The organism is Flavobacterium sp. Arc2 (genome assembly GCF_041431385.1).
Classification (GTDB): domain Bacteria; phylum Bacteroidota; class Bacteroidia; order Flavobacteriales; family Flavobacteriaceae; genus Flavobacterium.
In genome coordinates this window covers 82,991-101,967 of sequence record NZ_JASMRH010000012.1, presented here as the reverse complement: position 1 = coordinate 101,967, position 18,977 = coordinate 82,991, and the positions used below count along the sequence as shown (strand labels likewise).

General features: G+C 33.4%; 14 protein-coding genes and 1 tRNA gene. 7 read left to right on the top strand and 8 right to left on the bottom strand.

The window, feature by feature from the left end; genetic code table 11:
* The first annotated feature begins 94 nt into the window (after positions 1–94).
* Entirely contained in the window at positions 95–2,680 is a 2,586-nt protein-coding gene (locus QO182_RS10230) for a phosphoenolpyruvate carboxylase (protein WP_371561434.1), read from the top strand.
* 12 nt (positions 2,681–2,692) lie between these two features.
* On the top strand, positions 2,693–3,208 hold the full coding sequence (locus tag QO182_RS10225; RefSeq protein ID WP_371536715.1) for a DinB family protein: 516 nt from the start codon (positions 2,693–2,695) through the stop codon (positions 3,206–3,208).
* A 1-nt stretch (position 3,209) separates the two neighbouring features.
* Here the strand turns inward: QO182_RS10225 and QO182_RS10220 are convergent, their stop codons facing one another.
* The 6 genes from QO182_RS10220 to aroB all read right to left on the bottom strand — a co-directional run bounded on the left by QO182_RS10220 (position 3,210) and on the right by aroB (position 10,161).
* Entirely contained in the window at positions 3,210–3,686 is a 477-nt protein-coding gene (locus QO182_RS10220; protein WP_371561432.1) for a DNA-deoxyinosine glycosylase, read from the bottom strand.
* 8 nt (positions 3,687–3,694) lie between these two features.
* Entirely contained in the window at positions 3,695–5,809 is a 2,115-nt protein-coding gene (gene recQ / locus QO182_RS10215) for a DNA helicase RecQ (RefSeq protein ID WP_371561429.1), read from the bottom strand.
* Between the two features lie 117 nt (positions 5,810–5,926).
* Positions 5,927–6,328: a DNA primase gene (locus QO182_RS10210; RefSeq protein WP_371561426.1), complete on the bottom strand. Its 402-nt coding sequence runs from the start codon at positions 6,326–6,328 to the stop codon at positions 5,927–5,929.
* A gap of 9 nt (positions 6,329–6,337) precedes the next feature.
* Positions 6,338–7,309, bottom strand: a complete 972-nt coding sequence (locus tag QO182_RS10205) for a deoxyhypusine synthase family protein (protein WP_371536702.1) — start codon at positions 7,307–7,309, stop codon at positions 6,338–6,340.
* Between the two features lie 92 nt (positions 7,310–7,401).
* The gene (locus QO182_RS10200; RefSeq protein WP_371536699.1) at positions 7,402–8,802 is read right to left on the bottom strand and encodes an arginine decarboxylase; all 1,401 of its coding nucleotides are present in this window, start codon (positions 8,800–8,802) and stop codon (positions 7,402–7,404) included.
* A gap of 291 nt (positions 8,803–9,093) precedes the next feature.
* Positions 9,094–10,161 carry a 3-dehydroquinate synthase gene (aroB, locus tag QO182_RS10195; protein WP_371536697.1) on the bottom strand — a complete coding sequence of 356 codons (1,068 nt, stop codon included), beginning with the start codon at positions 10,159–10,161 and terminating at the stop codon, positions 9,094–9,096.
* Between the two features lie 595 nt (positions 10,162–10,756).
* Between aroB and QO182_RS10190 the strand changes: the two genes are divergently transcribed.
* Positions 10,757–11,926 carry a proline dehydrogenase family protein gene (locus QO182_RS10190; RefSeq protein ID WP_371536694.1) on the top strand — a complete coding sequence of 390 codons (1,170 nt, stop codon included), beginning with the start codon at positions 10,757–10,759 and terminating at the stop codon, positions 11,924–11,926.
* 72 nt (positions 11,927–11,998) lie between these two features.
* On the opposite strand, the gene QO182_RS10185 is transcribed toward QO182_RS10190, so the two are convergent.
* Together QO182_RS10185 and QO182_RS10180 are read right to left on the bottom strand one after the other, a co-directional pair.
* Positions 11,999–13,321, bottom strand: coding sequence for a porin (locus QO182_RS10185; RefSeq protein ID WP_371561423.1), 1,323 nt, complete (start codon positions 13,319–13,321; stop codon positions 11,999–12,001).
* Positions 13,322–13,335: 14 nt separating this feature from the next.
* Entirely contained in the window at positions 13,336–15,123 is a 1,788-nt protein-coding gene (locus QO182_RS10180; RefSeq protein WP_371561420.1) for an ABC transporter ATP-binding protein, read from the bottom strand.
* 219 nt (positions 15,124–15,342) lie between these two features.
* On the opposite strand from QO182_RS10180, the gene QO182_RS10175 reads away from it, so the two are divergent.
* The 4 genes from QO182_RS10175 to QO182_RS10160 all read left to right on the top strand — a co-directional run bounded on the left by QO182_RS10175 (position 15,343) and on the right by QO182_RS10160 (position 18,961).
* Positions 15,343–15,417 (top strand) — tRNA-Val (locus QO182_RS10175).
* Between the two features lie 415 nt (positions 15,418–15,832).
* Positions 15,833–16,183: a carboxymuconolactone decarboxylase family protein gene (locus QO182_RS10170; RefSeq protein ID WP_371561417.1), complete on the top strand. Its 351-nt coding sequence runs from the start codon at positions 15,833–15,835 to the stop codon at positions 16,181–16,183.
* A 142-nt stretch (positions 16,184–16,325) separates the two neighbouring features.
* A complete protein-coding gene (locus QO182_RS10165) occupies positions 16,326–16,712 on the top strand; it encodes a hypothetical protein (protein ID WP_371561414.1) in 387 nt (128 codons plus the stop codon).
* 647 nt (positions 16,713–17,359) lie between these two features.
* Positions 17,360–18,961: an oleate hydratase gene (locus tag QO182_RS10160; RefSeq protein ID WP_371561411.1), complete on the top strand. Its 1,602-nt coding sequence runs from the start codon at positions 17,360–17,362 to the stop codon at positions 18,959–18,961.
* The last annotated feature ends 16 nt before the right edge of the window (positions 18,962–18,977 follow it).

The window sequence follows — 18,977 nt, the reverse complement described above, 5'->3', positions numbered from 1 at the left end:
TTGATTGCTATATTTTAATATAACCTCAAGTTAGTTCTTGGGGTTATTTTTTTATAACTATTTTCCGTTAAACCAAACCAACTATAACAAAATTATGTACACGCTACCAAAAATTGAACGTTTTAATCAAAACGTCCTCTCTAAATACAATATTTACAATAGTGTATTTATTACTTTACCATTTGATTCTATAGATAATATAGGGGCTTTACTTCCTTTATTTACAGATGTTTGCGAGAGTGGTTTTAAGAAACAGCAGACTCCAAAAGAAATTGTGGATTTTTTCACTAATAAATATTCGCACATTACTGAAGAAGCTGATAAAATTGATATCATGTTTCGTTTTATTCAATATATCGAACGCCAAATCGTCTTGTTTGATGCGGTTGAAGATGCCGCTTTTCCGATTGTAAATAATATGGAAGGTAGAGGTTCGTTGCGAGATATTAAAGAAAAAGCAGATGCGAAAGGAAAAAAAGAAGAGTTAATTGACTTCTTGGGAAACTTTAATGTAAGAACAGTGTTAACGGCTCATCCTACTCAGTTCTATCCTGGTTCTGTATTAGGAATTATTAATGATTTGACTGACGCTATACGTGGAAATAATTTATTGAATATAAAAGAACTCTTAGCTCAATTAGGAAAAACGCCTTTTATAAAAAACGAGAAGCCAAATCCATTTGATGAAGCAGTTAGTTTGATTTGGTATCTTGAGAATGTATTCTACAGTACTTCAGGAGACATGGTTCATTACCTACAGAAAAATGTTTTTCAAGGTGAGTCCATTCAAAACGCTTTGATAAAATTAGGGTTCTGGCCTGGTGGAGATCGTGATGGGAATCCTTACGTAACAACTGAGATTACATTGAATGTAGCTGAGCGATTAAGAACGTCAATATTGAAATGTTATTACATCGAAATTAGAAACTTAAAAAGAAAGCTAACTTTCTTTAATGTAGATATTTTGGTGGCTGAACTTGAACAAAAACTTTACCGTTCTGTTTTTTATTCGAAAGGTGAAATATACATTACTTTAGAGGAGTTTAAAGCGCAATTAAATAAGATCAAGAGAATAGTTATCGAGCAACATCAGTCGCTGTATTTAGATCAATTGGAAGCGCTTCTTATTAAAGTGAATTTATTTGGTTTTCATTTTGCTACTTTAGATATCCGTCAAAACAGTAGAATACACGATGCTGTTTTTAAAGATATTCATGGGTTCTATGTGAATTCAAGCTCAGATATTTTCCCTGAGAATTATTATGATTTAACCGAAGATGAAAAATTTGAGGTGTTGTCAAATGTTAAAGGAAATATTGATTCAAGCGATTTTGAAGATGAAATAACGAAGTCGACTATAGAATCGATTCAGGCAATTAAGGTAATTCAGACAAATAATGGAGAACTAGGTGCTAATCGCTACATAATAAGTAATAACGAAAGTGCGCTGAATGTATTAGAAACCTTTGCAATGATTCGTTTATGTGATTGGGAAAGTCCTACAGTTGATGTTGTGCCACTATTTGAATCGGTTGAGGATTTACTAAGTGCGCACACTATTATGGAGCAATTGTATACGAATCCAATGTATGCGAATCATTTGAAAAATAGAGAAATGAAGCAAACAATTATGCTTGGTTTTTCTGATGGTACTAAAGATGGTGGTTATTTAATGGCAAACTGGAGTATTTACAAAGCAAAGGAAGCATTGACTGCTATGTCCAGAAAATATGGCATTAAAGTAATATTCTTTGATGGACGTGGTGGACCACCAGCACGTGGAGGAGGAAAAACACATAAATTTTATGCTTCTTTAGGTCCAAATATTGAAAACAAGGAAATTCAAATTACGGTCCAAGGACAAACCATAAGTTCAAATTTTGGTACTTTAGACTCTTGTCGCTACAATTTAGAAAATTTATTAAGTGCCGGGGTTACAAATCAGGTATTTAGTAAAAATAAAAATGAGTTGTCGCTTGATGAAAAGAATGTGATGGGGCAATTAGCTGATTTAGGTTATGAAAAATATTTAAGCTTTAAGAATCACCCGAAGTTTATACCGTATTTGGAGCAAATGAGTACTTTGAAATATTATGCTAAAACTAATATAGGAAGCCGACCTTCTAAAAGAGGTAAATCGGAACAGTTGGATTTTAAAGATTTGCGAGCTATTCCGTTTGTGGGTTCTTGGAGTCAGTTAAAACAAAATGTCCCTGGATTTTTTGGAGTAGGTACGGCACTAAAATATTTTGAAGGTACAGAGCAATGGGATAAAGTTCAGGATTTATATGACAACTCTCTGTTTTTTAAAACATTGTTAGAAAACAGTATGATGTCAATAACGAAGTCCTTTTTTCCTTTAACGGCTTACATGAAAAAGGATCCTGAATTTGGAGAATTTTGGCAAATTATTTATGATGAATTTTTAGAGTCTAAACGATTATTGCTAAAAATAGCAGGTCATGAAGAGCTTATGGAGAATTATCCTGATGGTAAAGCTTCGATTCAAATTAGGGAGCGTATTGTACTGCCATTGTTGACAATACAACAATACGCTTTGTTAAGAATAAATGAGCTTAACAAAGAAAGTGTTATAGATGAGAATTTAATAAAGGTTTACGAAAAAATAGTGATGCGTTCGCTTTTTGGAAATACAAACGCAAGTAGAAACTCGGCATAAACAAAAAAATAAATGAAATCAAATCAATTACCAGATACGGAGTACGCTCCTTTTTATGCGGATTATGTTAGTGAACTAGAAGATGTTAATTTGATTGAAGAATTAGAAATATCTCTTCATGATTTTATTAAATTTGTGCAGAACATCCCTATGAATAAATTCGATTACCGTTATGCGGAGGGAAAATGGACTATAAAGGAAATCATTCAGCACCTTATTGATACAGAGCGTATTTTCAGTTACCGCGCCATGCGAATTTCTAGAAATGATAAAACACCTTTGCCTAGTTTTGAAGAAAATGATTATGTTGATAACACCAATGCCAACGAAAGAAATTTGCAGGGGTTGTTGACCGAAATGGCTTTGGTGAGGCAATCTACTATTGCTCTCTTTAAAAGTTTTTCAGAAGAGCAACTAACAAGAATGGGGGTTGCTTCAAACAGTGCCGTTTCAGTGCGTGCTATTGGCTTTATCACTATTGGGCATCAAAAACATCATCAAAAAATATTTCAGGAAAGATATCTATAAATTACTGGAAGCAAGTGGACCAGATTTTTAATTTATTTTCGAAAGACATTGTATTTGCAGGACTAGTTGAAGGCATCACATAATACGTGATGCCTTCTATTTGTCCAAACTTTTTTACGAAATAACGGTGACTTTCTTTTCCGTTAAAAATTATTTTGTGGATAGCTGGGAATTCCTTGAATAAAGATTCAAAATCATTTTCTTTTTGATTTTTAATATGGACATCTAAACTTCCTTTTCGTTCGCAATTTTCTAAAACATCCCACAACCCCAATTTGTTTGACTGTAGCAGTTTTATTTTTTCTTCGAAAATTTCTGAAACAGGTAATGTGCTAAAAAGACGATACATAATTTTCCAAAAGTGATTCCTTTTGTGTGCGTAGTATTCTTGCTTTTCAAGAGAGGCAATGCCAGGCATCGTTCCTAATATTAGGATTTCTGTTTGTGGGTTTATAAAATGGGGAAATGAAGTAATCATATAACAGATTATTTATTACGTCTTTCTTTTTCGATAATAGCTAAAGCCAATCTTATTTTGTCGTACGCTATTTTTTCTTCTAGATAGTCGTAGTAGGGTTTTAAAGTAGTCGGACTTTCTAATTGTAACTTGGCTTTAGAAATTAAACTCACTTCATCTTCAGAAACAAATTGGTATAAGTCAATTGCTTCTCCATCCAAATATAGTTTTGCTAAATGGGACATGATAGTGCTAATGCCAAGTTTGCGTTTCAAGGCAATTTCTGGAGTAGTTAATCCAATTTGAAATAATTGTAGTGTTTCTTTGTAGGTTCCTGCTTCTTTTTTTGGTTTTACTACTTTGTTTTTTTGAAATGCAATTATTGCTTTTATAAAGACATCTCCATATTTTTCCAGTTTTGCTTTTCCTACTCCGTCAATGGTAATGAATTCATCATCGCTCATGGGTCTGATTGTTTCCATTTGGCGTAAAGCGGCGTCACTGAAAATAACATATGCAGGAACACTTTCTTCTTTAGAAATTTCATAACGCAATTTTCGTAGCGTTTCAAAAAGAGAATTGGCAGCTGATTTGCTTTTGGTTTCTTTGATTTCTGTTTTTTCAGTATTGACTTTTATAACCGTGGTCAATTGTACTTTGTCTCCTTCAAATAAAACTTCACGTGCCAATGCGGTGAGGCGGATTTTATTTTGACGGTGAAAAGCAATTTCGCAAAGTCCCTGATTAATCAGTTGAATGATATACTGATTCCAGTCGTACCAAGAGATGTCGCTTCCGACAGCGTAGGTTTTTAAGTTTTGATATTCATTTTCGAATATATAAGCATTCTTAGAACCTCGTAAGAAATCAATAATAATGGGCAATGGTTCTGATTCTTTCAAACGAATAATAGCAGATAAAGCTTTTTGTGCGATGATTGTTCCGTCAAAAAATTCAGGCGGGTTCTTGCAAATATCGCAATTCCCACAATTTTCAGTTACTAATTCGCCAAAATAGGAAAGTAGTATCTTTCTTCTGCAGCTTAAGGCATCAGCATACTGTTTCATTCGTTCGAGCTTCGCTAATTGTACTTCGGCATTTAAACCCTGTGAAGCAAATTTTTGTAATTGAATTACATCGCCATAACTCTCGAATAAAATAGTTTCAGAAGGCAGGCCGTCGCGACCAGCTCTTCCAATTTCTTGATAATAACCTTCGATATTTTTGGGTAAATTATAATGAATAACCCAGCGAACATTTGATTTGTCGATTCCCATACCAAAAGCAATCGTGGCACAAACCACTTGACAATCATCATTAATGAAGTCATCTTGGGTTTGCGATCGTACCGAGATGTCTAGACCAGCATGATATGCTTTTGCGTTTACGCCTGCTTTTTTAAGTTTTGCGGCAAGTTCTTCAGTTGTCTTTCGACTTAAGCAATAAATGATTCCAGATTCGGTTGGTTTATCGCTTATGAAATCAATTATTTGTTTTACTCTGTCGAGTGCGGGACGTACTTCTAAGCTAAGGTTCTTTCGATCAAAAGAAGAAATAAATGACTTCGGATTTACTAAGTTTAATTGTTGGCTAATGTCCTTACGTGTAGCTTTATCCGCAGTTGCAGTTAAAGCTAATATTGGAGTAGAAGGGAAGCGCTTTTTTAAATACCCAAGGTTAGTATATGCGGGTCTAAAGTCATGTCCCCAAGAAGAAATACAATGTGCTTCATCAATTGCTATAAGACTTATGGTGATTTGGCTAAATGCATTTTCTAAATAGGATAAGCTCTCAGGGGCTACATAAATCATTTTGACTTTATTGTCTTTTAGGTTTTGAATGTGTGATTGCTGTTCTTCATTCGTTTGACTGCTATTGATAAAGCAGGCATCAATTCCGTTTGCTTTTAAGCTGTCCACCTGGTCTTTCATTAAAGCGATCAGTGGTGATATTACTATTGTAATTCCAGGAAATAGAAGTGCCGGTAATTGAAAGCAAATTGATTTTCCGCCACCCGTTGGCATTATTGCCAGCGTATCATGACCGGATAAAATGGTGTTTATGATTTGCTCTTGATTGGTTCTGAATTTTTCAAATCCAAAATTTTCCTTTAAAGAGTCATGTAATATTTGAGATGTGATCATTTAGGGAGTAGTGCCTTTTAGTATGACTTCGATGTAAATTATAAAAAAGATAAATTTTATTAATCTGCTAAAAAAAAGGAACTCGATTAAGAGTTCCTTTTGTATTTTTAATTGAAGTTAATCTTCATCTTCATCTTCGTCGTCATCATCAGAATAATCAGATTTGTCTGAATCTTCATCATCTTCATCAGAATCTGGTTTGTCTCGATTGTCATCCTCATCCTCATCCTCGTCGTCATCGTCATCCAAATCAAGCCCTTTTATTGGGATGATTGGTTCAATAACGTCATCGATTTCATCATCTTCATCGTGGTTTTCGATACGGTCAGCCAATTTCATACTTACTTTTACTAAGTAAATAGTATCTTCAGTTCGTACTTCAACAGCCTCAATTAATTCGTTTTTAGCATTTCTAAAACGAACAATATCGGAGTCATCATAACCATCAGGAAACTTTTCTACTAAAAGGTTTAAAATTTCGTTGGTCAGTTTTGCGTAATCAACAATTACTCTTTTCATAATGATATTCTATAAGTCTAATAAATAAGCGAAAATAAGAGGCGCCACAATTGTAGCATCAGACTCAATAATAAACTTAGGAGTTTTTATATCTAACTTACCCCAAGTAATTTTTTCATTTGGCACTGCTCCAGAATACGAACCGTAACTTGTCGTTGAATCTGAAATTTGGCAGAAATAGCTCCAAAAAGGGGTTTCTGGCATTTCCATATCTTGGTACAACATTGGAACAACACAAATTGGGAAATCTCCGGCTATACCACCACCAATTTGGAAAAATCCAACTCCATTAGCAGAATTTTTAGGGTACCAATCGGCTAAAAATGTCATGTATTCTATTCCAGATTTCATCGTAGAGACTTTTAAATCTCCTTTAATCACATAGGAAGCAAAAATATTTCCCATAGTACTATCTTCCCATCCTGGACAGATAATTGGCAAGTTTTTTTCTGCTGCGGCATACATCCAGCTGTCTTTCAAATCAATTTCGTAATATTCTTCTAAAACGCCTGATAAAAGCATTTTGTACATATATTCATGCGGTAAATAACGTTCTCCTTTGTCATCAGCGTCTTTCCAAATTTTGTAAATGTGTTTTTGCAAACGACGGAATGCTTCATGCTCAGGAATACACGTATCTGTTACACGATTTAAACCTCTTTCAAGTAAATCCCATTCTTGTTCCGGAGTCAAATCACGGTAGTTTGGTACTCTTTCGTAGTGTGAATGAGCTACCAAGTTCATGATGTCTTCTTCTAAATTTGCACCTGTACAAGAAATAATTTGCACTTTGTCTTGACGAATCATTTCTGCAAAAATCTTTCCGATTTCGGCAGTACTCATTGCTCCCGCAAGAGTTACCATCATTTTAGCTCCATTTGCAAGCTGTTGTTCATAGCCTTTTGCTGCATCTACTAAAGCCGCAGAATTGAAATGTAAATAATGCTTTTCTATAAACTGACTTATAGGTCCTTTACTCATTTTGTTTGGTTTAAAGATTTAAAAATCAATTCATTGAATGGTTAGATCCAAATATAATAATTTTTAAATTGACTAATTGTGTATTTATTTGTTTATTTTTTGTCGTAACCTAAAATTTTTAACACATCGTCGGCTGTTTGTTGTTCTGAAAATACTTCAGTACCGATAATCCCATTTTCATCTCTATTGATTAAGATGTGTTTAGGTTGAGGAATCAAACAGTGATGTAAACCTCCGTATCCGCCTATTGTTTCTTGATAAGCACCTGTATTAAAAAAGCCTATGTATAACGGTTTCTCTTTATTGTATTTTGGCAAATAAATGGCATTCATATTTTGCTCAGAATTGTAATAATCATCACTGTCGCAAGTCAAACCACCTAGTAAAACCCGTTCGTAGGTTTCGTTCCAACGGTTGATTGCCAACATAATAAAACGTTTATTAATCGCCCAAGTATCAGGTAGAGTAGTGATAAAAGAAGAATCGATCATGTTCCATTTTTCTCTATCATTTTGTTGTTTTTGATACAAAATTTGATAAATAGCGCCTCCGCTTTCTCCTACAGTAAAAGAACCAAATTCAGTAAAGATATTAGGAACGTCAACCTCAGCTTCGTCGCAGGCAATTTTTATTTGATTGATAATTTCGTCAATCATGTATTGATAATCATATTCAAACGCCAATGAATTTTTTATAGGAAATCCACCACCAATATTTAGACCATCCAATGTGGGACACTCTTTCTTTAATGCGATATATACTTTAATACATTTTACCAACTCATTCCAGTAGTAAGCTGTATCATTGATTCCAGTATTGATAAAAAAGTGCAACATTTTAAGTTCCAATTTATCATTATCTTGAATCTGCTTTTTGTAAAAACTAACAATGTTTTTATAGCCTATTCCAAGACGGGAAGTATAGAACTCAAATTTTGGTTCTTCTTCAGCAGCAATACGAATTCCAATTTTGAATTTTCCTTTAATTTCTGCCTGAAGTAAATCCAACTCTTCAAAATTATCAATAATGGGAATAGTGTTTTTATGCCCGTTATTAATTAACCTTGCAATATTTTCGATGTATTGGTCTCTTTTAAAACCATTACATATAACGTAAGTACTTTTGTTTATTTTTCCATTTGCCATCAAATTTTCAACAATATTTATATCGAAAGCAGAAGAAGTTTCGACGTGAATATTATTTTTAAAAGCTTCATTCATAATGAATTCAAAATGGGAGCTTTTTGTACAATAGCAGTAATAGTATTTTGCCTCGTATTTGTTTTTCTCCATCGATTTACGAAACCAATTTTTGGCTTTGTTGATGTTATTTGAAATTTGAGGTAAATAAGTAAATTTTAATGGGGTACCGTATTCTTCTACGAGTTTCATCAAATCAATGTTGTGAAACTTTAGATTGTCTTTGTTTAAAGTAAATTCTTCTTGTGGAAAGTAATACGTTTGATTTATTAGATCGGAATATTTTGTATTCATTTAGCTTGTAGTATTGTAGATTAATTAAATTGGTATTAAGAATTAAACTAATTTTCAAACCCTAATGTTTGCATAAATAATCTGAAGTTTTTCATGATCTACTTTTAAATGATTAGACAAGTCAAAACAAAAAAATTCTTTGATCGAATAAAAACGCTTCAATATCCTTAGAAAAGACTTATTGTTTCTGTTTTCATTTGAACTGTAATTCCGTTGTTTTTGATTGTTTTTCATTGCAGCAAATGTAAAAAATAATATATACGTAATCCAATCCTTTTAACTAAAAAATATTTAAGATTTATAATCGTTAAATGCTTTAAGAATTAATTCATTTTCAACAGATTGATTTATTTTTATTTTACCAATGCCTTCTATTAGGGCAAATTGTATGGTACCATACTCGTTTTTCTTGTCGTGAATGAGTAATTCTAGTATAGGGTCTATGTCATTTTCAAGAAACACGATATCATCAAAGATAGACTTTATTGTAGTTTTAATTTGGATATACTCGCTTTCACTTATTAATTCTTTTTCGAAAGAGATATAACTTTCCAAAATCATTCCTACCGCAATGGCTTCACCATGCAATAAGGTAGTTTTATTTTCATTCTCCAGAAAATAGCTTTCAATCGCATGACCCAGAGTATGACCGAAGTTTAATGATTTCCGTATATTTTTTTCAGTAGGATCTAATGTTACGATTTCATTTTTAATTGCAACAGAGCGGTAAATAAGCTCATCAAAATCAGCAAAGTCAATCGCTTTTAAATCTAAAAACTGTTCCCAATATGCTTTGTCAAAGATTAAACCATGTTTTAGCATTTCGGCTAGACCAGAACGCATTTCGTTTTGAGGTAGTGATTCTAAATAGGCTGTATCTATGATTACCATTGCTGGTAGGTTGAAAACGCCAATTTGATTTTTTAAATTACCTAAATCTACTCCGTTTTTCCCTCCCACGGAAGCATCTACCATAGACAGTAGGGTTGTAGGGATATTAATGAAATCGATACCTCGTTTGAATGTTGAAGCAACAAAACCTCCTAAATCAGTGACAACACCGCCACCAAGATTTATGACAAGGCTTTTTCTGTCAGCGCCAAGTTCAGTTAGTACATTCCATATTTGGACGCAAGTCTCAATGTTTTTGTTCTCTTCACCCGCTTCAAATTCGATAATTTCGATAGTAAGGTCTGTCTCTATATAAGGTAGAAATGTAGGTAAACACAATTCATTTGTATTGCTGTCTACTATAATAAACAAGTTAGAGTACTTATTGTCTTTTAAGTGAAGGTTTAGAGCGTCATATCCCTTTTCATTAAAATAAATGGGATAATTACTTGCTTGAATCGTTTGCATCTTATTTGATTAAATGAAAGTGCAAAATAAGGGATTTTTTGCCTAATTCTATTCAAAAAAACACTCATATTTATTTATAAATTTAACAAATAAGGGGAAATATATTTTATAATACATTAGTAAGCTCCTAATGTAGCAGGACAGTTAGTTATTTTTCAGCTGCATTTTTTTGTTTTCAACCAAGCTTATTTACTTACATGTATCTTCATTATTTTTTATAAAAAATAACCCATTGCCAGTAGATACTCAGAGTTCTTATCATTAAGGTGCGGGGATTTAAAGATTTTTTTCAAAGAGGGATTGCATTGCTGTATTGTTTAAAATTTGCTACTGGGTTGTAGGATAAAATCAATAACATAATAATAAAACTCAATGTGATAAATTTAAACTAATTATAGTTTGCGTTAAGAACTTAAACGTTAACTTTATTTTGTAAATTATTATATTTTCAAACGCATAAAAAATAGGTGTTGATTTTATTTAAAATTTTCATGCAAATGTTAATTTATATTTTAATTGATAAAACATACTATTTTATCGAGGTCTTTATTTATTTTTGCTTCATAATAGCTATAATAATTACGAAATTAGTAACATGGAAAAAATATTCAATAATACACAAGTGGCCTTCGCATTAAAAAGCGATACAGAACTTGATAGAGCTTACTTTCTTTTTAAAATGATTTCAAACGAGCCATTGGTTCGTATAGGAGCTGTGGTTACTAATTTTGCATTGAATATTAATCTTCCAGTAGAAGGTTTGATTCGTGCCACTGTTTTTGATCATTTTTGTGGAGGAGTAAACTTGAATGACTGCCTTTCTGTTGTTGATAAAATATATACTAAAGGAGTTTCGTCTGTATTGGATTATTCAGTGGAAGGAAAAGAGGATGAACATCAATTTGACGCTGCACTGGAAATGACTTTAAAAACCGTAGAATTTGCCAAAGAACGTCAATCAATACCTTTTGCAGTTTTTAAACCAACGGGTTTGGGGCGTTTTGAATTGTATGAAAAATTAGGAGAAAAACAGACGTTAACTTCAAAGGAACAAGAGGAATGGGATAAAGTTGTGGCTCGTTTTGATTTGGTTTGCAGTGAAGCTCATAAAAATAATGTAGCATTGCTTATTGATGGAGAAGAGAGTTGGATGCAAGATGCTGCTGACGAATTAGTTATCGATATGATGCGTAAATACAATAAAGAAAAGCCAATTGTTTTCAATACATTGCAAATGTACCGTTGGGATCGCTTGGATTATTTGAAAAAGGTGCATGAACAGGCAAAAAAGGAAGGCTTTGTTATCGGAATGAAATTAGTTCGTGGCGCTTACTTGGAAAAAGAAAATGGCAGGGCTAAAGAAAAAGGGTATCCATCACCAATTTGTTCGTCAAAGGAAGCTACAGATGCTAATTATGATGCAGCGGTAAATTATATGATTGATCATTTAGACAGTATGTCTCTCTTTCTAGGCACCCATAATGAAGAAAGCACTTATAATTTATTGGACTTGATGAAGGAAAAAGGAATAAATACTAAGGATGAGAAAATTTGGTTTGGCCAATTGTATGGTATGAGTGATAATATTAGTTATAATTTAGCTGATCATCATTATAATGTTGCCAAATACTTACCTTTTGGTCCTGTAAAAGATGTTATGCCATACTTGATTCGTCGTGCAGAAGAAAATACTTCAGTAGCTGGGCAAACTAGTCGTGAATTAGGTTTGATAAAGGCAGAACGTAAAAGAAGAAAAGAAGATTAGGTATTCTTTTAAAAATAGTAAAAAGGTTTCGCTTTAACGGCGAAACCTTTTTTGTTTTCTAGTGTTTTCATTTTAGAAAGAAACTTGAAATTGTAGTACGACCATATCTTTGCGGTCGCTTTGCGGGTATTTAGCATCTGATACTTTTTCGAAAATAGCTCTGCTTTGGTACCCTAAACTTAATTTAGGCCCTAAAGTTCCCGTTAGGTAATAATTTGCTCCTAACTCATACATAGTCATAGGGCTGTCTAGTGCTTCCAAATCGGCGATTTGACCCGCAGCATAGGCTTGAATTCTTCCTTTTACAGCTGCATCTTTAGGTTTAGCAAATAAATATCCTATTTGTCCATAATAAATATTTCCAGTCCCAACAGCTATAAATCCGTTTCCTGAACCATTAATAAGAGAAGCATCAGCAATTGCAGGGTTAGGAGTCGTAATACTACGGATGTAGTTTTTTCCGAAATTGCAATTGTTGTAAGCAGCGTAAAGTGTTAAAGCGTCTCCTTTATTGCTCATTGGTTTATCATAAAATACATCTAAACCTAGGACGTTCATATCATCATATAATACTGCTGCAGCATTGTTAGGATCTACTCGCCACATTGATTTGGACTGTGTCAGGTAACCGAGAGCAATATTAAAAACTTTTTTAGTACCTAGATAAGTTCCTTTGTTATAAGGATCGGTATTTGATTCTTTGTCTGCAAAAGCATAAGTCAAAATTCCTGAATATTGAGCTCTTGGGGTATGAGTACTTATAGTAGAATTAAGATTTAAGGTGCTAGTTGCATTCCTGTAAGGATTTGTAATCGCTACTCGATAACTTAATTTATCAAACATTCCTTTAGCATAAATACTTAGATTTCTATTTCCAAAAGTGGAGGAAATATTAATGTTTTGCTGGTAAATAGGAGCGTCGAGGGTAAGATGCGAAGAAGAGCTGTTAGCTGAATATCGGGTTGTTCCTGCTCCCCAAGCTGTTAATCCACCACCTAGATGCAATTTATCATTAAAATGGTATTCTCCTATAGCATCTAAAACAGATAATGGAGTATTTGATGGGCCGGTATTTTGCGTAAAATTAATATTATTTTGCCCTAACTGAATGTGAAAAAACACATTGTCAGTAAGCATTCCCATCGCTTGCAAGCGCAATCGTCTAATAACAATATCAGTAGATTGTGCTACAACATTATCTCCAATTTTACTATTTGGGTTTAGTTCTGTATAACGCCCCCACAATTGAAAATTGGCTCCAAATTTAATGTATTTTTTCCCGTCTTCAGATAGGTTTACTTTAAATGGGTTTTTGGTTTCTTGCGCTTGGAAGGCAATAGATTTTAAAAACAGCAAGAAGATTAGAGCAGCTGTTTTAGTTAATTTTGGTATCATTGGTAGTTTTTGGATTAAAAGTCTGTGAATTGTAAGTTGCTTAAGTTTTTATATTTACCATTTTCTAAAGCAATTAATTCTTGATGTGTACCTTGTTCTGTTATTTCTCCATTGTCAAGAACTAATATTTGATCAGCAGTACGTATTGTAGAAAGACGGTGAGCAATAATGATACTAGTTCTTCCTTGCATCAATATTTCTAGGGCTTCTTGTACTAATCTTTCGCTTTCACTATCTAGAGAGGAGGTTGCTTCGTCGAGGATCAATATACTAGGGTTTTTAAGTAGTGCTCTAGCAATTGCAATACGTTGTCTTTGACCTCCTGAGAGTTTAATCCCTCTTTCTCCTACAATGGTTTCAAATTTCTCAGGAAACCCTTCGATAAAATTAAAGGCATTGGCTTGCTTAGCTGCTAAAAGAATTTCCTCTTCTGTTGCATTCGGTTTTCCGTAAGCTATATTTTCTTTTATCGTTCCACCAAATAAAATGACATCCTGAGGTACAATACTCATATTACCACGAAGGTCTTCTAATTCGTAATCATAAATATTTTTTCCGTCTATTAATATTTCACCTGAATCAATATTATAGAAACGCAATAACAACGAAGCAATGGTTGATTTTCCAGTTCCACTAGGACCAACAATGGCAATTTTTTGACCAAAATTTGCAGTAAAATTGACATTCTTTAGTACTTTTATTTCCTTTCTTGAAGGATAACTAAAGGCAACATTTTTGAAGGTAACATTTCCCTTAATTTTTTGAATCGGAGAAGTACTTTGTTTTGAGTTGATTTTCTCTGGAGTTTCCTCCAATAATTCAAAAACACGCTCGGTGGCTCCAATCGCTTTTTGGATTTGTGCATATAATTCGGCAATTCCTCCAAAAGAAGCTCCAACAAACGTGGAATATAATACAAATGAAATCAACTGGCCTACACTCATTTCTCCGCTGATACTTAATCGAACGCCAAACCAAACTACGGCTACTATGGCTCCAAAAAGACAAAATATAATAAAGGAAGCAAAATACCCTCTGTATTTTCCGCCTTTGATGGCTAATTTCACAACTTCTTTTATTTTTCCATCATAACGGGCAATCTCATACCATTCATTGGCGAAAGCCTTAACGATACTAATTCCCTGCATCGTTTCTTCAACGATAACCTGACTTTCTGCTACCTGATCCTGAACGTTTTTCGAAAATTTTCGAATAAAACGACCAAATATAACTGCCGCTATAGCCACTAAGGGAACTACTGACAACATTAATAAAGTAAGTTTGATACTTTCGGTTGCGAGTAATGCTACTCCACCAATAATTAAAATTAACTGTCTTAGGAATTCAGCAATGGTAGAAGTTAAAGTATCTTGAATTTGTGTAATGTCTGAACTTATTCTACTGTTTAATTCACCAACACGCTTTTGCGAAAAGAACGACATAGGCAACTTCACCAGGTTACTGTATAATGACAGTCTAAGGTTAGCCAAAGTATGTTCTGTAAAATTAATGAACAGGGATAATCTAAAAAATGAAAAAATGGATTGCATAAAAAGAATGCCAATCAGAAATAAAGCAATATTATTAGCGTCAGTGTAACTTTTATTCTTCACGCTGTCAATTAACATACCCATTAATTTAGGGAAGGCTAAAGCGGTGGCGCCGGTGAGCAATAAAAAAAGTAATCCTACATAAAACTTCCACCGGTGATTGTCTGCGTATTTGAATATAAGAGTTGCTTTGCTGAGAGAACTTGCGGTAATTTTTGATTTTGGTAAATCATTTTCTTTGAACCTTGCCATTATTTGCTGTTTATGATGCAAATGTAATACTATAGTGATTGATTATCAAAAAAATAGTGAATAGGAGTATTGGTATTAATGCGCTGTCACTGAGTACAAAAGGGATTTAGACGAAAATATTATTAATTTATTTTCATTTTTTGCTTGTAAATACCAATTCTAGATGTATCTTTGCACCAGCAATAACGAAAAACATTTTATTGGAATTGCTACTAAATAGGGCGATTAGCTCAGCTGGTTCAGAGCACCTCGTTTACACCGAGGGGGTCGGGGGTTCGAACCCCTCATCGCCCACAAAACTTCTCAAGAAATTGAGGAGTTTTTTTTTGTCAAAATTTTATGAAACATAGTATTTATATTTTGTTTAGTGAGTTACTTTTTTCATCATTTGGATTGACCCCATAAAATCTTCTTCTATTCTCTTTTTTTTTGCAATTAAGATATTTACTTAAAAAATCGCTTCTTTAATTATTCATCAGGATCTATTGACTTTTTTTTAAAAAATCAATTTTTTGAGTTTAGGAGATAAATATATTAATACGTACCTAAACGTCATTATTTTAAAGAAAAGATAATTTCTTATTGTTAGATCTTAATAAATAGATAGTTGAACATTTGTATATGACCTAGGTCATTTTGAATAATACCTTTTTTAAATACTTTTGAAAAGCGAACAAAATCTCAAATTAATTTACTAAATCTATAGACCATGATTAAAGACTATTCAAAAAACTATAATGATCTCACAAAATTGATGGGAGAATTAGGGGCAAGAATTCCTTCCACAATTAAAGGGTTTAATGATCTTCACAAAGCAAGTATTTCTGAAGGGGCATTGACAACAAAAACGAAAGAGCTTATTGCCTTAGGTATTGCTATTACGGTAAGATGTGATGGATGCATTGCTTTTCACGTACACGACGCATTGATTTCGGGAGCTAGTTCTGAAGAAATTATAGAGACTATTGGTGTTGCCGTAATGATGGGAGGAGGTCCCGCATTAGTTTATGGCTGTCAGGCAATGGAAGCCTTGGGGCAGTTTGTGGTTTTGGAATCATAAAAAGTGATCTTCAAAATAAAACTATTTGTAGTCAGCTTTTTCTAGAATGATCTAGGTCATTTTATATTGGTTAGTAAACCTCAATCTTTGTAAAATAATATAATATAAAATTTATAATTTAATAATACTAAAATTCAACGTCATGAAAAAAGAAGTTTTATACAATTCTAATATGCATTTTGAACACGAACTGTGGAAAGGGGAACTTGCCTTTTGGAAAGATGAATTACTATTCTTCAATAACAAATTGAGCGAACTCGTAACACGATGGACAGATAAGGATGTACTTGCGCAACTTGAGCACTATCAAAATGAATTTGTTCTTCACGGTGGTGTCATCGAAGATTTACAGGAAATTATTGAAAAACACGAGGAGCGTATCGCAGAGCAAAGTATAACTGGTGAGAATGCAATAGATATTCGAATGACTAAAGAGCACTTAGAATTCAGAAAAAAAATAGAAGCAGAAAGACATATTTATGCTGAGCTTAAAAAAGAGTTTTTTAGATTTCTAGAAAAGTACATGTAACTGTAGAATTCAGTAAATCAATACTAAACTTTCAAATTGTTTGATTTACCACTAAATAACTTATCTCAATACCAAGAAGAATATAGACAAAGCTTGACTACTAATTTTGTATTAGTAGTCAAGCTTTTTATAGTTATAGCGCCTGCATTTTGACAATAGTTTTTATAGCTATAATAGAATCTTTTTTGGTTACACTTTTTATATTGGTAAGCTAATATAAACTATAGTTAGATCAGCTAACTTATTGGTTATGCGTGTCCACAAGTGGAAGGCTTTTCGCTGTAATTCCTCGCTTAACTCTTTATATATATGGGGATTGAGTTGTGGGGTTTTTACCTCAAGCGAAGTTCACTGAACGCCGATAAAGAATAAGAAGTTGATCTAGTAATCCTTCACGCAACTAACTTTAATTGTATTACTAATAAATAGCTCTTTCTTTTTTTAATTAGGCTGACCTAGGTCAGTGTATTACTTTTTATAACTGCCTAATTTTGAACTTTGAATACTTAGGGGTGTTACGTTTCGAATATCATAAATGAATTTAAAACGGAAAGAGATTAAAACAAAATCTAAAGTTTAAATCCAGTGAATTAACCAACTAAGACATACATCAATAATAAAACACAATAACATTTAATACATTTTTAATGAATAGTAATAATAAAGATAGAAAAGCATATTTCATAGGTGGAGGTATAGGATCATTAGCGGCAGCGGTATTTCTAATTCGTGATGGCGGAATGCCTGGCAATAATATTACAATCTATGAGAGTTTGCCAGTTCTTGGTGGTAGTTTAGATGCGGGTGGAAATCCAGAACAAGGCTATACTTTACGTGGTTCACGTATGCTAACCATGAATATTTATGAATGTACTTGGGCTTTGTTTAAATCAATTCCGTCACTTACAGACCCTAATACTTCTGTATATGAGGAGACTGTTGCGTTTAACGAACGCGTAAAATCAAATGCAAAGGCACGTTTAATTGACAAAAACAGAGCAATTATTGATGCTTCTAAACTAGGTTTTTCAATGGAGAACCGCGCTGAATTGTTGAAACTAAGTGAGGCTAGCGAAGAAAAATTAGGTAATAGTTGTATTTCTGACTGGTTTTCGCCTTCGTTTTTTGAAACTAATTTCTGGTTCATGTGGCGTACTAGTTTTGCATTCTCACCTTGGCATAGCGCAGTAGAGTTCAAGCGCTATTTGCACAGATTCATGCAAGAATTTCCTAATGTAGAAACAATGACAGGGGTAAAACGTACCGTTTATAACCAGTATGATTCAATGATACTTCCATTAGTAGTTTGGCTTAAATCTCATGGCGTCAATTTCATGAAAGACTGCACGGTAACAGATTTAGATACGGCTTACGGTCTCGACGAAACATCAGGAAATGAAAAAGTGGTAGTTAAAAACCTTGTTTATGAAATTGATGGTAATAGCGAAGAAATAGGAATTAAAGCAGATGATTTAGTATTCTTTCAAAATGGATCCATGACTGACGCTTCTAGTTATGGCTCTATGACAACAGCACCTAAATTTTATACAAAAGAAGATAGCCGGGGCTGGATACTATGGGAAAAATTGGCTAAAAAATATCCTGGATTTGGTAAGCCGGAAGTATTTAATACGAATATAGCCGAATCATTTTGGGAATCTTTTACAGTAACATTAAAAGACACCGCATTTTTTGATCAGATGGAAAAATTCTCTGGTAACAAAGCAGGAACAGGAAGTCAGGTTACACTAAAAGACTCTAATTGGTTCATGAGTTTTTCTTTAAATAATCAACCTCATTATAAAAATCAACCAGAGAATGTACAAGTATTCTTTACTTATGGATTGCATCCAGATCGCGTTGGTAATTTTGTAGGTAAACCAATGACGGAATGTTCAGGTGAAGAAATTCTTCGTGAACTATGCGGCCACTTAAAATTCGATTATGATATCGTGTTTGCCAATGCAATTTGCATTCCGTGTAGAATGCCATATATCACTAGTATGTTTATGCCCCGTTTAAAAACAGATAGACCACTTCCTGTACCAAAAAACTCAAAAAATCTTGCTTTTATAAGTCAGTTTGTTGAAATCCCAGACGATGTAGTTTTTACAGTTGAATATTCAATCAGAGCGGCGCAAATGGCGGTATACGAATTGCTTGACATCGATCTCGAGATTCCTCCAATAACAAAATTTGACAAGACTCTTAAAGTAGAACTTGAAACAGTCGCTAAAGCATTTCATTAAATATAAATAAGTAATA